This is a genomic window from Ketobacter sp. MCCC 1A13808 (assembly GCF_009746715.1).
In the GTDB taxonomy this organism is placed as follows: Bacteria; Pseudomonadota; Gammaproteobacteria; order Pseudomonadales; family Ketobacteraceae; genus Ketobacter.
Window position 1 is genome coordinate 1 of sequence record NZ_VRKW01000026.1, and the last position, 15,469, is coordinate 15,469.

Genomic DNA, 15,469 nt, shown 5'->3' on the forward strand with positions numbered 1-15,469 from the left:
AATGCCACGTCGATCACTCCTGATTGCTCCTGCATCGTTGGGTGCAGGATGAGTTGAACGTGGGTCAATATTCGATGCAAATATGGGACTGAAGTGGGTCACTTTTGGGTGCAAATCAACACGTGCTTCTACGATTGTGTGATTTTACTTTTTTCTTGAAATTGGTTGGTTAACCAAGTAAATATACAACTGAAAGAATAGAAACTGAACAACCATAACAAAAATAAGGATATTTTCATGACATGCATAATTAACCGTATCTTGCCGACTATCTTCAAATTATTGTTGGCTGTAGCAATCGTTGCCGTACCGCCAGACGATGCCCTTGCCGGCGCAGGCGACGCGGCATCCACCTATGGCCTTGGTCCCATCAACGCCGGGTCCGCGCAAGCTTTCAGCGCTTTCGAGTCTGGGCCCTGGGCTGTGTACTACAACCCCGCAGCGATGGCCCGCTCCCCCGAAGGCGATCTGAGTGCGGTCGTGCAATACGGCGACCAGGAGCTGCGCGCAAAATCGCTGGGGGGCTCTGACCCGTTGACGCGAGAGAGTGACGTCCTGTCGGACAGCAGTTCCGAGCTTGTGCTGCTAGGCATTAAAACCCGCATTACGGGCGCATCTGAATCGGACACGAGCCGCTCCATGTATTTGGGTATTAACGTAGGCGTCGATGAATACATCTCCAACATTCTACCGTACCAAGCCAACACAGCAGAGCAAGGACAATTCCTGCGTTACGAGTCCCAACCGCTTTATCTGGCCTTTGGTGGTGCTGTTCGTGATCTCGTTCGCGGTGTTGATGCAGGCCTTTCAGCACGCTTGACACTAGCGGCGAAGGCACGCCTTGAAGCGGTCTCCGATCTCGCGGGCAATACGGATTCCGAGCAGCTTTCGCTGGAAGCCAAGCCTACCCTGTCCCCGGCGCTGGGAATTAACATCCGCACAAACGAGCTCTTCTGTGGTCACTCACCTTGGCGTCGTACATCTTGTATGCCGTTCGGCCTCAATGGACTGGAGGTGGCGCTGTTCTGGCGTGATGAAACCAACTACGAGGTCAGTGTGGATGCTAACGTGGTTATTCCTGGCGTCATCCCCGAGCCGGGACTTGATCTAGCTCTGTCAACCATCGATTCGTATCAGCCACAGGTGTTCGGCGGCAGCATCCTGCTGCCTCTTGGAAAGTTCGAGCTTGTAGCCTCTGTCGAAAAGCAAAATTGGTCTGAGCTGGAAAGCAAATTTGCCGGAGATACAGTCAGAGAGCAGGCAGGTTTGCGTTTTAATGATGTGGTCGTTCCCCGCGTTGGCGCCCGCTTCCAGTTGTCTGACCAGCTCCGGTTTTTTGGCGGGCTGGCATGGGAAGATTCTCCCCTGAAATCATCCCGCTCACAAGACGTAAACTTTCTTGATAGCGATAAAACGGTGGTCGGCATTGGCGGCGACTACCGGCTCAAGAACGCACCCATCATCAATGCTCCCCTGGTGCTGTCGCTGGCCTATCAGTACCAGCAGATCGAGGAGCGCGATTTTGAGCTGACGTCAATCAACTCTCCCTCCGATCCGGCACCATTCGAGACGGTGCGCGCTGATGGCGATATTCACCTCTTCTCATTATCTGCTTCAATGAAGTTCTGAGCAGAACTTCGGCAGATTTGACGAATCGCGAACAGGGAAAAAACATAATGAAAACAATAATAAACCACAGAACAATAACTAGTTTTATTGCACTATGGGTACTGCTGCCCAACGTCCTCTTGCTGTCCGGGTGTGGAGGCGATAATAGCGCTATTACCTTTACTAGAAGCCCTACTTCCAAGAGTCTTATTTTCGCCTACCCCTATCCGGGTCAACGGGAAGTGACGCCCAGCGCCCAGGTTGTGCTTCGTTTCTCAGCTCCCCTTGATGAAAGCGTTACTGCGGACTTACATAACCGACTGCAGCTGGTTACTGTCGAGGGTGACAACGCCATCACCTTCGATCATGACGCAGCGGATGACAAACGCGGCCTAGTGCTACGCCCTGTTGATAAACTCACACCAAATACGGAATACCGGCTGCAACTGATCGGAGAGGGTATCGGCGGGATCGACACAAGCCCTTTCCGTGACTTTCGTTTTCGTACCGCTGGCGCGCAGCAGGGGTTTGCCGAGACGATTGGCGACGGAAACTTCGAACTGCTCACCATCGCCCCCCTGGATCAGAGCGCGCTGTTGGCCAGCATTGACGATGCCAGACAGCCAAACGACATGAGCACCCTAAGAATGGTGTTCAATCGCTTGCTAGATCCGGCTACCGCCAACTATGGAGAGCAGGTCAAGCTTATCGACGCTCAGGGCAGTCTAGTCAGGGTCAGTCTTTTGCTTCAGGGACGCTATCTGGTGCTCGACCCAATGAATGATCTCAAACCGGTGAAACATACCCTGATCCTGTCCGGTCTGCGCAGCCGGGGCGGTGAGACGCTCCCGGACCTTGAGCGCACCTTCACACCTGTGGCCACAATACCGCGTGAAACAGCAATACTCAAAGTGGGCGCGCTTGGTGAACAACAGCCGGACCTGGAATCAAAGCTCACTGGGAAAAGCATCAATGAGGTTCCGGTAGAAAGTTTTGTACTGGGTACCGAATCCTTTACCAAACTGGAGGGCGATCTGGCGGCGGACTTGGGTTTCGTTCCGCATTTTGCTGACGCAGCCCCCCTGCGGGTACCTGCAGGTTCAGTGCTACGCGGAAGCCCGGTGGCAGTCAACATTCTTGGCGAAGTCAATGCAGGCATTGAAACCGGAGAGGTGTTGATCACACTACTCAGTGATGCAAACGGCTACCTGATAGCCAACCCGTTCAGCGACGCAAAGGACGCTCCGCGCTATGCTTTACTAAATATGGATGCGGCCATGACCGCAGCGGGAAGTATCGCCAACGCTGCGCTGAGCCAGAACTTACTGGACATTCAGGTAGTAGGCCTTGCTATAGTAGAAGATGGTGTATTGGTGATGGATGCCGTTAGTGTAGTTGAACCTGAAATTCTCGGCCTGGAACGCGCCAGCGGCCTGTTGTCTTTCCGCCTGGAAGCCTATGCCGACCAACGCAACGCGCCGGTACCGCCAACCGATACGCGCCCACTTGAGCTGCAATCCTGGTCACCCGGGGATAATTTTCAACCCAATGCCCGCCCCGGTGACCCTGTTATCCTAAACTTTAACAAGCCCCTTGATCCGGCATCGGTTTTCCTTGATGGCGCTATTACGGTCAACGTTAACGGTATTCCCTTGCTACCTAATCAGGTGCTTATGCGCCAGGACGGTGCCACCATCGTCATCAAGGGTTCCGGTATCGTTGAGCACAATCAGGATGTTGAAATCACACTGTCCAGCCTGCTGCGCGATACACAGGGCAATCCGCTGAATCAGGACAGAGCGCTTGCAATGCGCCTTCCTGACCTGCATCGTCCTAACGGCGATGGCACCGGGCTGCGCTCGCCCATCGCGGCCGTATTTCCCGGCTTTTCCTGCGCGCTAACAGAGGCCGAGCTCACCGGCGAGCGGTCCACATGGCGCAACGGTCGCTGCGTTGGCGGCAAGAGTAGCGACCCCAAATTCCACGTGAATGGTCTGTACAAGGACTACCCCATCCGCGTCTTGTTCAACCGCGACATCGATCCGTCAACGATCAACGAGACCACCTTCTTCGTTGAACGCCGGGATTCAAGCAACAATTGGCTACCCATACCGGGTCGGCTGGATATCCTGCCCCAGCGGGTGGAGTTCTTCCCGGATACCCCCTGGCAGGTCGGTGAACTTTATAGGTACACCTTAAAATCGGTGGACAATCCCGATTGCGGGGTCACTGCCATTTGTTCGCCGGATGGTGCACCGCTTCAAACCAGACAAATCTCGCAAAGCAGTGCATCTGCTCCTGCCCCTCGCGAAGGAGGCCCTGATATGGTGAATCACTTTGTCGCTGCCGGTGAGGATGATCGCTATACGTTAGTTGGTTTGCGCGTTCTGCCAGTGGCGGATGCCAATACCAATATGGTGCTTGACGAAGAAGAACAAGGTGCGGTAGTCCTCGAGGACAGCAGTATCGAGCCACCACCCAATCATCTAGGGATGGTGTTAAAGAGTTATGGCGGCGTCATAACGAATGCCAATCTCGGTTGTTCACTTGGGGAGGATTGCCCGGAAAACCACTTCGCATTTATTAGCAGCGGTGCTCTAGCAGCCGGCCCACGTACACACGATCCCGATGTTCAGGTGAATCGTCGTCTGATCGACAGTAACCCAGCCACAGATAATTTCGTAGCGGGTGCCATACGAGCCAACGTCTACCCGACAACGGTCAGTACTACCAGCGTTTTTCTGGAGGCTCAGGCTCTAGGACTCATCACTATCGGCCTGGATACGGGGCCACTGATTCTCAGGCTGTTGCCCCAAGAATCGGATGAACCCTTTATCACAGGGTTTATCTCCGACACGCCGAACGGCCCCTGGTTCAATGCCACCTTCGACGTACTCGTGGATGCCCCCGAGCTGAGACCCGCGCTGGGCCCTATTGTGCTTAGTCACGATATTCGCAGTAAACCGGTAGCCAATGTAACGCTTGAGGGGCCACTGCGCTTTGTCGACGATGGTCGGTTGGTCCTCAAGCTGGGCAACGCTGACGCTCTCGTGATTCCGGCCGGTATAAGCTTACTTGGTCTTGGCCTAGGGAGCGTGGAACTGGAAGTTCCCCCGCTTGCTCTCGATATGACTTTGACCTTCCTGCCTGTCAAAAATTTCTGACGCGGAACTCACTTCTATAACGGGCAATAGTTAAGTCAATTGATCTCTCAATAGAGCCTTTAAAGGGTCTAATCAAGCAGTCTGATTCCCCACTGGCAAAAACGTTTTGCCAGTGGGGAATGCATTGAGCTATAATTTGGTCAGCCAACCAAATTATAGCTCAATGCTTAAAAAAATAGAGGTAGACATGACATGTAGTCGTACCCGACAAACTGATCAGTTCACTTCATCAGTGACGCCTACAGAGTATGTCGGTGCTGGTGGATTGATTCTCCGGGCCAGTCGATTCGGCGAGTTAACAGCCCCCATCGTGTTGCTACTTCACGGCGGAGGGCAAACGCGTTACGCCTGGAACCATACTGCACAAGCTCTCTCCGAGATGGGCTACTGCGCAATCACATTGGATGCGCGCGGGCACGGCGAAAGCGATTGGTGTGCACAAGGTGATTACAGCACCGAAAGCTTGGTCGCTGACCTTGGCGCTGTGATTTGCGCGTTGCCTACAGCCCCCGTCATTGTCGGAGCTTCCATGGGCGGTCTGACTGCCATGCTCGCCCTTGGGGAGGATGACTCGCTGCCCTGTTCAGCACTCGTACTGGTGGATGTGGCACCACGTCTCGAACAGCAAGGCGTTCGTCGCATCATAGAATTCATGTGCCGCCATCATGACGGATTCGATGACATTCAACAGGTGCGCGATGCAGTCGCCGCATACAATCCACATCGTGCTCATGCCAATGACCTGTCAGGACTGCACAAGAATTTGCGCCGCCATAATGATGGCCGTCTTTACTGGCATTGGGATCCTGCCTTTCTGGATCACGCCCGCTTACCTTCGGAAACCGACGACGGCATGTTTGAGCGAATCAGGCTGGAGTCAGCAGCTAGAAAGCTTTCCATGCCAGTACTACTAATTCGGGGGCACCAGAGCGACGTGCTCAGCGACCAGGGCGCACGCGAACTACTCGACCTGGTTCCCCACGCGCACTATGAAGTGCTGGATCAGGCAGGACATATGGTGGCCGGGGACAGAAACACTATTTTCACCGAAGCGGTATTGAATTTTCTACACAACCCGTCGTGCATAGGCGACGCGTGGGGGGCGGGCCCCTTGACTGAAACGGAGTAATAGCATGAAACATACTTATTTAGATGTTCTAATTATTGGCGCAGGCCTGTCGGGCATTGGCGCGGCCTGTCACCTGAAAAAGAAATGCCCGAGTCTGCGTTTCGGTATCATTGAGCGGCGCAAACGTATTGGTGGCACCTGGGACTTATTCCGTTACCCCGGTATCCGTTCGGATTCCGACATGTTTACTTTAGGTTACAACTTTCGACCCTGGACTGACACCAAGATGCTTGCCGACGGCCCTTCTATTCGCAATTACATTGAAGACACAGCAAGCGAATATGGCGTAAAACGTCATATTAACTTCGGTTTGAAAGTGCTTTCGGAATCCTGGAACAGTGAGAAAAACCATTGGATCGTTACTGCCATTGACGAAACAACCGGTGAAGAGCACCAGTTCAACGCTGGCTTTGTACTCAACTGTACCGGCTATTACAAATACGATGCCGGTTACACCCCGGACATTCCGGGTCTCGACAAATTCAAGGGTAAATTGATTCATCCACAACACTGGCCGGAAGACTACGATTACAGTGGTAAACGGGTGGTGGTTATTGGGAGTGGTGCCACTGCCGTGACGCTGGTGCCGGCCATGACAGACAAGGCGTCTCACGTGGTGATGCTGCAACGCTCCCCTACCTACGTCGCCTCCGTACCAGAGCAAGATCTGATTTCCAGAAACCTGCGTCGCATCCTGCCGGAAATGACCGTTTACCGGATGGCTCGGACCCGAAACATCCTACTACAGAGAGCAGTATACCGGCTCTCGCTGGCTAAACCCAAGGCGATGCGCCGCCTACTTTTGGCGGCTGCGCGCCGCCAGTTGGGTCCGGATATCGACATGAAGCATTTCCAGCCCCATTACAATCCCTGGGAGGAGCGTATGTGTGCTGTACCCAAGGGTGATCTCTTCAAAGTAATTCGCGAAGGGAAGGCCTCCGTGGTGACCGATCAAATCGACACTGTGACTGAAACTGGCATCCAACTGAAGTCTGGTGACCATCTTGACGCAGATGTTCTGATCACCGCCACGGGTCTTGATCTACAACTGTTCGGTGGCGCGAAGTTAGAAGTGGATGGACGTGAGGTCAATGTGGCCGACACCATGATGTACAAGGGTCTGATGCTAGAAGGTGTGCCCAATATGGCCCTCGTGTTTGGTTACACTAACTCATCCTGGACATTGAAGGCGGATATCGCCAGTGAATTCGTCTGCCGCCTACTGAATCACATGCGCGGCATCGGCGCCCGAGTGGTCACGCCTGTCGACGAAGAAGGATGCGCTACAGATCTGAACTTTCTTAATCTTCGCTCTGGATACGTTCAGCGTGCCAATGACCGCCTGCCACGCCAAGGCAGCAAGGTTCCCTGGCAAAACCTTGATGATTATTTACGTGACCTGCCCGCATTGCGCTACGGCAACCTGGAGGACGGTCACCTTCATTTTGAGGGAAATACCAAACGCAGGAAAGGTGGTGTACTGAGAGGTCTGCTCAGCGCCTGACCCGTTCAATCGATTGGAGGACACATGAAGAATTTTTACAATAAAGTAGCAGCCATCACCGGGGCTGGATCGGGTATCGGCCAGGCCATCGCCATTGCACTGGCTGAAGAAGGCTGTCACCTAGCACTGGCGGACATCAGTGAGAACGGCCTGCAAGACACTGTCGCCCGCTTGCGCGACTATCCTGTCAAGGTTACCTCCCATGTTGTAGATGTCGGTCGCCGGGAGGCTGTTTATCAGTACGCCGACGACTGCATTAAAGCACACGGCCACGTAAACCTGATCATCAACAATGCTGGCGTCGGCCTTGGTGAAACTGTCGAAGCCATGAGCTACGAAAACTTCGAATGGCTCATGAACATCAACTTCTGGGGCGTGGTGTACGGCACCAAGGCCTTTCTGCCTTATCTAAAGCAATCCGGTGACGGCCACATCGTCAATATCTCCAGTATCTTTGGCATTATCGGTGTGCCTACACAATCTGCCTATAACGCAGCGAAATTCGCTGTCAAAGGCTTTACTGAATCACTACGGGAAGAACTGGATATTGAAGGTAGCAGCGTCAGCGCAACCTGCGTACATCCGGGTGGAGTTAAAACCGCGATTGCTCGCAATAGCCGTATGGGTGATACAGGCAGCTTGACTCTAGGCAGTAAGGAAGAGATCGCAGAGCTTTTCGAGCGCATCGCCCGCACAACGCCGGAACAGGCAGCCAATGCCATATTGCAGGGAGTCCGCAAGAATCAGCGCAGAGTACTCATAGGTGCAGACGCAGTATTACTGGATATCGGTCAGCGCTTAATGCCGACAGGCTACCAGCGGCTACTCGAAACATTTTTCAACAGGCGCGAGGGTAAGGAAAATGCGCTGAGAGAATCGTTATGAAACCAACTGAATTGAACTTTAAAAAGTAGGAGGCAACCAATGACTTCAAAAAACACAGATAAAGTACTGAAAGGTGGTGCGTCAGTGGGCATCCCCCCTCGGCACATGGACTTTCAATTTTCCGAGACGATGCCAAAATACTTCTATGCTAATAACGCTACAGCAACGATATTCTTCGCAATGCTGTCCGCATCCTTTCCACCTGGGGAACGCTTCTTTATGGATTCGGTACGTCATTTTCGTAACCGGGTGACTGACAAGCGACAGCGCGCCGCTATTTCTGGATTTATGGGTCAGGAAGCCATTCACGGTCGTGAGCATGACCGACTCAATGAACTGCTTGCTGAACGAGGCTTTGATATGGAAACCCCGGAGCGCTTCGTGAAGGTCATGCTTAGCGTGCTAACAAAACTTCCTAAGAGCACTCAACTCGCAGCCACCACTTTCATGGAACATTTTACGGCGTTACTCGCGGAGCAGCTGCTAGAGGACGAAGAGTTCCGGAGCCTCGCTGATCCAGAGATGATCAAGATATGGCAATGGCACGCTCTCGAAGAACTCGAACACAAGGCTGTCGCCTACGACGTTTACGAACTGATCGGCAATAGCCATGGTGAGCGAATCGCAGCTGCCGCCGCCTCAGTGGTGGTACTGATACCAATGATGGGTGTCACTTGGGCGTGGATGTTAGCCAAGGACGGAAAACTTGGAGACGTGAAAGACAATGCTGAAGGATTGAAGATGATGTTTGGTCGCAACGGGTTTGTCTCGCGAATCCTTCCTCGCATGCCAGAATTCATTGCTCGGCGCTTCCACCCAGACGATCATGATACCAAAGCGTTAGAGGAGGCTTGGAGGGAACGCCTCTTTGGTGAGGGTGGACAGCTATTTGAGGCATACAAGAACCGCGCTGCATGACGCACCCTGGTCAACTTCCTTTAGCATTATATAGCAGACGATGCGAACCTGACGAACGGCATCGGCAACTTGGATGCCGTTACTTTCTTTATCACGATTCGCGAGTTATCCATGGATAATCCGTTTATCGATACTTTTATTGGCATGTTCCCAGATGTGTTTTTCCAAAAGCTACTTGGTAGTGAAGTTGTCGAAGTCGCCAAAGATAGAGCTGCTCTAAGTCCAGTCAAAACCTTCCCGGAGCGGGGAACTGCTCCGGGCCATTAAAACTATTAGAAACCCAAGACTTCCGGATGAGGCTATGAACAAACTGTTTAAATCTCTTTTAACCCCAATCGCCGCCGGCGCCATGGCGCTGAGCACCACGGCGTTTTCCGCTGACCTACCAAAACGAACCCTGTGTGTGTGGGATATCGTGGGTAAATCAGGCCCCGTTGCCAGCCAGATGGAAGATTACCGTCTGCAAGCCATTAAATGGGGCGTGGACCTGGAAATGAAGGTGTACACGGACGAAAAAATTGCCGCAGAAGACCTGAAATCAGGCGCCTGTGATGCCGCTGGTATCACTGGTCTGCGTGCCCGTGAGTTTAGCAGTTTCACCGGTACCCTGGACTCCATTGGCGCCATTCCCGATGAAGACCACATGAAAGTGGATCTGCAATATCTTGCAGATCCCAAACTGGCCAAGCTGATGATTTCCGGTGAATACGAAATTGCTGGCATTCTGCCCGGTGGTGCCGCTTACCTGTTCACCAATGACCGAACCATTGACACCGTGGCGGAGCTAGCGGGCAAGAAATTTGCTGCCATGGATTTCGACAAGGCTCAGGCCATCATGATTGAGTCCGTTGGTGCCTCCCCCGTGTCAGTGTCCCTCACCAACTTCGGCTCCATGTTCAACAACGGCAGCGTGGACATCATCGGGGCCCCTGCCATTGCCTATGATGCACTGGAACTCTACAAGGGCTTGGGTGATAAAGGCGCTGTGGTGAACTTTGCCATTATTCAGCTGACCGCTCAAATTGTTGCCCGCCATAATCGCTTCCCTGAAGGATTCGGCCAAAGCTCCCGTGGTTATGTCTGGAGCCAGTACGGCAAGGCAATGGATGTGGTGAGCGCTGCGGAAAAAAGCATCAACCCCAGCTACTGGCTGGATCTTCCTGATAAAGACAAGGAAGGTTATATGGAAATGTTCCGCCAGTCCCGCTTAACCCTGCGCGACCAGGGACTATATGACGGGAAAATGCTGTCATTCCTGAGTAAAGTGCGCTGCAAGAAAGATCCAGCACTGGCAGAATGTACTGCTAAAGATCGCGAATAACCGGTTCCGGTATACAAAAAGAAGCAGGCTTGGCTAACCGTCAGCCAGCTTCTTTTTACCCTGTCAACGAGCAGGCACAGGATACAACGCTAGATAGTGTAAAAGTTCGGGAATTCATTGTGTGATCTATGGCACACAATGCCTGACACTCTTATAACTTATAATCTGGACCTTTATTTTTTCGACAGTATTTGTAGTGCTTGTACTGCTGTGATTTAACTTTCTGACTTTTGAGGGATTAGGCTGTTTTCCCTATATTAGGCCCCATACTATTGCAGTCTGACAAACCAGCACAGCAAAAATCACAACAAGTGTTTAATCACAAAAATTAGATGTGGTGGGAAATGAACATAAACTTTCTGGGACGAAATCCACGTGAGTGGCTGTCCTCATTACCGGTTTTTATCATTCTTCTCGGGGTACTCGTACTCAGCATTGGAGAAAACCTGAATTCGCAATTGAACAAACTGGGTAATCATATCTGGCCCGACTATCACATCCTCCGACTGGACGTTCCCGTCCCCTCCTGTGATCCCAATATTGATATCGAATCTGAAGTCCAAAAAATCGTCGCCCAGAAAAAGCAGGAAGCCGCTGATGACCCGTTTGGCGGTATGTTCGGATCTGAAGAAGTAAACGAGGGAGCCATCCGGGAATCCCTCGGCAAGCAGGCTGAATTGTGCCGCATGAAGCATGAAGCCGCGCAAAAGACCATCGAGCAGAAAACACCCAATGTAGAGCGATTTGTTGCGGTGGATATGGCGCTCTCTGCCTTGTCTCAATTCCGCCGCGACAATAACCAGATTTTCCTCGCCATTGTGTTCTTTGTCTGTGCCCTCACCGCTGCCCTGACCCATCACCACATCGGTCTGCGGCCCATGCAGACAGTGATGGACTATCGTTTCGGAATTACAGCACAGCTGATAGCCCATGTTTCTCTGACCTACTCCTCATACAGTTATCTCAACAATGGCTGGGCATCCGGCACGCTGATCCAAAATGAACACATTCGCTGGTTCTATCTGTTTGGTTTCGGTGCCCTGGCACTGGTTTCGCTGTTCCAGCTTTTCACCATTCCGAAGACGGCCAAACCCGGCGGCAGTATCGGCAAAGCCCTGCTTTCGGTCCCGTTGTTCGCCTATATGGCCATCAGCTCTGCCCGTTTCTTCATTTTTGAAACCGGAAACCCTCAGGGCATGGTGCTGTTCGCAGACAAAATTATGGATCAGGCCTCTCTGTTCCTGAACATCGGACTTTATATCTGGGTGGGTATGCTGCTGAAACAAACCTACGTGGGTGAATACATATTCCGCATCTTCAAACCCTGGAAGCTGCCGCCGGAACTGCTGGCCTTTGTGGCTGTTGTGATTATGGCGGTACCCACAGCCTACACCGGTGCCTCCGGTATCATCATCATCGCCATGGGCGCAGTGGTGTATGCGGAATTACGCCGAGTCGGTGCCCGCCGCAATCTGGCCCTGGCTGCCACCGCCATGAGCGGTAGCCTGGGTGTGGTGCTGCGCCCCTGTCTGCTGGTGCTCCTGATTGCCATGCTTAATAAAGAAGTCACCACCGACATGATGTACGGCTGGGGCGTAAAGGTGTTTATGCTCACCTCGTTTCTGTTCTTCCTGGTGTCGCTGATCGCAAAACAGGGGCCCATGAAAATTGCCCCGATTTCGGAAGCCCTGTCCCCCAGTCTGCGAGCATTCCAGCCGCTAGTTCCTTACGTTCTGATTTTTGTGGTTACCGCGGCCGCCTACGCGTTCCTGCTGGATACCCACCTGGACGAACACACTGCGCCAGTGGTTCTGCCCATGATCATCCTACTGTTGCTGGTATACGAGTTTGTCGTCAAGGACACCAAAAAACTGCTGCCCTGGCTGCTCTTGCTGGTGATACCCACTGCGACCTTTATGTACCAGCAGGATGGACTGATGACAGCCGCGATCCTGCCCCTGCTGCTGCTGTTGGTCCTGGTGCTGGTGCTGGTGCTGGAATCCAAGGTTAAACATGCACCGGATGAGGACAAACATGAAACCTATGAAGGTGAAGAGCGTGCCTCCTCACTGGAAAACTCAGTACGTCGGGCCACGACTGATACCACGGTCCATATCGGTGCCTTACTTTCCATTATGGCGTTGAGCCTGACCGTAGGTGGTGTAATCGAAGATTCCGGTATTTTCGAGGAAGTCGCCGCACAGAGTGATTTCTTCGGCAATATCTGGACGGCCATGATTGCCCTGGTCATTGTCCTGGTCATCATCGGGATGATTATGGATCCCTTTGGTGCCATCGTACTGGTATCCGGCACCGTGGCTCAGGCGGCCTACAGCCAGGGTATCGATCCCCTGCATTTCTGGATGATCACCCTGGTGGCCTTTGAGCTGGGTTACCTCAGCCCGCCGGTGGCCGTGAACCACCTGTTGACGCGGCAAGTGGTGGGCGAAGAGGAAATAGAGAAAGCCAAAGAGGATACCCGCGGCAAGAGTTTCTGGATTCGCCACGAACGCTATGTGCTGCCGCTAACCGTGATGGGTATAGCCCTGGTGCTGGTGGCATTCGGCCCCCTGGTGTACCAACAGTATTTCTGATAACTGATATTGGGGGCAACGCGAAACGCGTCCTGCCCTATACTGAGAAGGCGACCCCGGTCGCCTTCTTTTGTTTCGACTATCCGCTTAATTTTCCAACCCACTATCCGGAGCGAAGTAGATGACTAACCTGGTAGATGAATTGATCAACCTGTTGGATCTGGAAAGCGTTGAGCTGAACCTGTTCCGAGGCGTGAGCCCGCAATGTGTTTGGAGGTCAGGTGATCAGCCAGTCCCTGGTGGCAGCCTATCGAACCCTTGAGGAACAACGTCAGTGTCATTCGCTGCACGCCTATTTCCTGCGCCCCGGCGACATGAACGCGCCCATTGTGTTTGAAGTGGACCGCATTCGAGATGGTGGCAGTTTTACCACCCGGATAATTATGAAACTAAACCTTAATCGATTTTGATTGACCATGAAAGAAGCTTGATTGCCTAACTATTATACCGACAGGTTAGGATCTTTTTTTGCAGACGTATCGAGCTAATCTGGCCACAGATCTGAGAAAACTCGACTAATATCATCCAGCATGACTGGTTTCACAAGAAACTCATGCACACCGATGGACTTGAATTGATCCCTGATATCCTGCATTACGTGCGCGGTAAGCGCCACAATCCGTGGAGTTACACCTGATCTGCCTCCCTGCCTGAGAATTAGTTTGCTGGCCCTTAAACCATCCATAACGGGCATTTCGCAATCCATAAAAATGACATGAAAATGATTCTCTGTTGCCATGTTAACTGCGATTTTTCCATTCCTTGCAATGGCGGGATCAATGCCAAATTTACTCAACATACCTTTGATAACCATTTGATTGACCGGATTGTCTTCCGCCACGAGAACCTGTAGATGACTAAGATCTGGATATTTACGTTCAGCTTCGCTCTGCATCTCAGCTGCACTGCTCTCTGAGAATCTCTTCAGCAGTGCAGCGACATCAAGCACGGATACTGGTTTTTGAGTAGACAGGAAACGACCGGCAATAAGCGATCTCTGATTGGCCATACTCGCATTAATTCCGGTCAGGTAAACAAACTCAACTACGGGATTGCTGCTTGCAAAATCGGATACCAAATCGGGGTTCAACTCACCGGATTCCATCTGTTTCTGGTCGACAAACACTAATAATGGTTTTGCCCTAAGCTGACTATTTTGCTCCACGTCGAGCGCAAAGCTTGAAAATTTCGGATAGACGGAGCATGAAAAGCCATACCTCGAGGCGGCCTCCTCGAACAATTGTAAGAGCAATGGCTGAGTACTGATCAGGAATGTCGATCTAACCAAGAATCTATCGTCACCCCGTAAACGATCCGCCTTGCTGATATTGGCACCATCGGATTCAGTGTATTGAATGAAAAAATAAAATGTAGATCCTTTTTCGGCTTCGCTTCTGACACCAATTTCACCACCCATGAGATGAGTTAACTGTTTGCAAATACTCAACCCAAGACCGGTTCCTCCAAACTTTCGAGTGGTAGAAGAGTCAGCCTGTTGGAAAGCAGTAAACAGCTTACTTTGATGTTCGGGGCTGATACCTGGCCCGGTATCAACTACTTCAAATAAAATTTGATCTTGATGCTGAGTTTTTTTTACCTGGAGTTTTACATAACCATCCTGAGTAAACTTAGTCGCATTGCTCAGCAAGTTATTAATAATCTGTCGGAGTCGTGTTGGATCACCTATGATTCTTTTCGGCAAGGCAGGGTCGGTGAAAACGGCCAATTCAATTGACTTCTTTTCTGCGTTAACACTGTGTAACGACGTGCATTCATGAACCAGTTTTTCGAGATCAAAAGTAATTAGCTCAAGCTCCATGTGACCGGCAGCAATTTTGGAATAGTCTAGTATGTCATTGATAATGGATAACAGCGCCTGTCCTGAATTGTTGATTATTTCCAGATACTTACTTTGAATGGCACTCAAAGGTGTTGTCCTCAACAACTCAGTCATGCCAATAACTCCGTTCATCGGGGTCCGTATTTCATGGCTCATGGTAGCTAGGAATTGGCTTTTAGACTTGCTTTCCGCTTCCGCATCCATGGCCTTCTGTAAAGCAGCCATTTCTTTCTCATAAGATTCTTCCATCAACAAATGTGTACGCTTCTGCTCACGGTTGATTTCCTCAGCCTGTTCCAGCATTCTCTGTTGAGCCTTCATTTTGTCCTGGCGTTCCCGATTGATGCTTTCAGCCAAAGCAAAGGACAGCAGAATCATTTCTATAAGGGGTCCTGTGGAAGAACCGACAAATTTGACAAGTTTGCATAAACGACCAATTTATCATCAATTCTGAGGCCCATCGTCACGCCAAAAATGCTGTTTCACATGATCCTCCAATATCCTTG

Annotated in this window: 10 protein-coding genes and 1 pseudogene; 10 read left to right on the top strand and 1 reads right to left on the bottom strand. The window is 51.7% G+C overall.

Going from position 1 to position 15,469, the window contains the following annotated elements:
• Positions 1-237 precede the first annotated feature (237 nt).
• From FT643_RS22310 to FT643_RS23980, 10 genes and pseudogenes are all read left to right on the top strand, one after another.
• A complete protein-coding gene (locus tag FT643_RS22310) occupies positions 238-1,629 on the top strand; it encodes an OmpP1/FadL family transporter (protein ID WP_101892403.1) in 1,392 nt (463 codons plus the stop codon).
• 47 nt (positions 1,630-1,676) lie between these two features.
• On the top strand, positions 1,677-4,772 hold the full coding sequence (locus tag FT643_RS22315; protein ID WP_101892402.1) for an Ig-like domain-containing domain: 3,096 nt from the start codon (positions 1,677-1,679) through the stop codon (positions 4,770-4,772).
• Between the two features lie 187 nt (positions 4,773-4,959).
• A complete protein-coding gene (locus tag FT643_RS22320) occupies positions 4,960-5,901 on the top strand; it encodes an alpha/beta fold hydrolase (protein ID WP_101892401.1) in 942 nt (313 codons plus the stop codon).
• 4 nt (positions 5,902-5,905) lie between these two features.
• Positions 5,906-7,405, top strand: a complete 1,500-nt coding sequence (locus FT643_RS22325) for a flavin-containing monooxygenase (RefSeq protein ID WP_101892400.1) — start codon at positions 5,906-5,908, stop codon at positions 7,403-7,405.
• A gap of 24 nt (positions 7,406-7,429) precedes the next feature.
• Positions 7,430-8,290 carry an SDR family NAD(P)-dependent oxidoreductase gene (locus FT643_RS22330; protein WP_101892399.1) on the top strand — a complete coding sequence of 287 codons (861 nt, stop codon included), beginning with the start codon at positions 7,430-7,432 and terminating at the stop codon, positions 8,288-8,290.
• 39 nt (positions 8,291-8,329) lie between these two features.
• Positions 8,330-9,208 carry a metal-dependent hydrolase gene (locus tag FT643_RS22335; RefSeq protein WP_101892398.1) on the top strand — a complete coding sequence of 293 codons (879 nt, stop codon included), beginning with the start codon at positions 8,330-8,332 and terminating at the stop codon, positions 9,206-9,208.
• Between the two features lie 69 nt (positions 9,209-9,277).
• Complete coding sequence (locus FT643_RS22340; protein WP_101892397.1) at positions 9,278-9,475, top strand: hypothetical protein; 198 nt, start codon at positions 9,278-9,280, stop codon at positions 9,473-9,475.
• Between the two features lie 34 nt (positions 9,476-9,509).
• On the top strand, positions 9,510-10,529 hold the full coding sequence (locus tag FT643_RS22345; RefSeq protein WP_156873624.1) for a putative solute-binding protein: 1,020 nt from the start codon (positions 9,510-9,512) through the stop codon (positions 10,527-10,529).
• 344 nt (positions 10,530-10,873) lie between these two features.
• On the top strand, positions 10,874-13,123 hold the full coding sequence (locus FT643_RS22350; RefSeq protein WP_198043812.1) for a TRAP transporter large permease subunit: 2,250 nt from the start codon (positions 10,874-10,876) through the stop codon (positions 13,121-13,123).
• Positions 13,124-13,244: 121 nt separating this feature from the next.
• Positions 13,245-13,500: pseudogene (locus tag FT643_RS23980) on the top strand (acyl-CoA thioesterase); the annotation flags it as partial.
• A 107-nt stretch (positions 13,501-13,607) separates the two neighbouring features.
• Here the strand turns inward: FT643_RS23980 and FT643_RS22360 are convergent.
• Positions 13,608-15,341, bottom strand: coding sequence for an ATP-binding protein (locus tag FT643_RS22360; RefSeq protein WP_156873626.1), 1,734 nt, complete (start codon positions 15,339-15,341; stop codon positions 13,608-13,610).
• Between the last annotated feature and the right edge of the window lie 128 nt (positions 15,342-15,469).

Excerpts from the sequence above, each read along its gene's own strand:
- FT643_RS22310 (WP_101892403.1), top strand. The coding sequence starts at position 238 with ATGACATGCATAATTAACCGTATCTTGCCGACTATCTTCAAATTATTG.
- FT643_RS22315 (WP_101892402.1), top strand. The coding sequence starts at position 1,677 with ATGAAAACAATAATAAACCACAGAACAATAACTAGTTTTATTGCACTA.
- FT643_RS22320 (WP_101892401.1), top strand. The coding sequence starts at position 4,960 with ATGACATGTAGTCGTACCCGACAAACTGATCAGTTCACTTCATCAGTG.
- FT643_RS22325 (WP_101892400.1), top strand. The coding sequence starts at position 5,906 with ATGAAACATACTTATTTAGATGTTCTAATTATTGGCGCAGGCCTGTCG.
- FT643_RS22330 (WP_101892399.1), top strand. The coding sequence starts at position 7,430 with ATGAAGAATTTTTACAATAAAGTAGCAGCCATCACCGGGGCTGGATCG.
- FT643_RS22335 (WP_101892398.1), top strand. The coding sequence starts at position 8,330 with ATGACTTCAAAAAACACAGATAAAGTACTGAAAGGTGGTGCGTCAGTG.
- FT643_RS22345 (WP_156873624.1), top strand. The coding sequence starts at position 9,510 with ATGAACAAACTGTTTAAATCTCTTTTAACCCCAATCGCCGCCGGCGCC.
- FT643_RS22350 (WP_198043812.1), top strand. The coding sequence starts at position 10,874 with ATGAACATAAACTTTCTGGGACGAAATCCACGTGAGTGGCTGTCCTCA.
- FT643_RS22360 (WP_156873626.1), bottom strand. The coding sequence starts at position 15,341 with ATGATTCTGCTGTCCTTTGCTTTGGCTGAAAGCATCAATCGGGAACGC.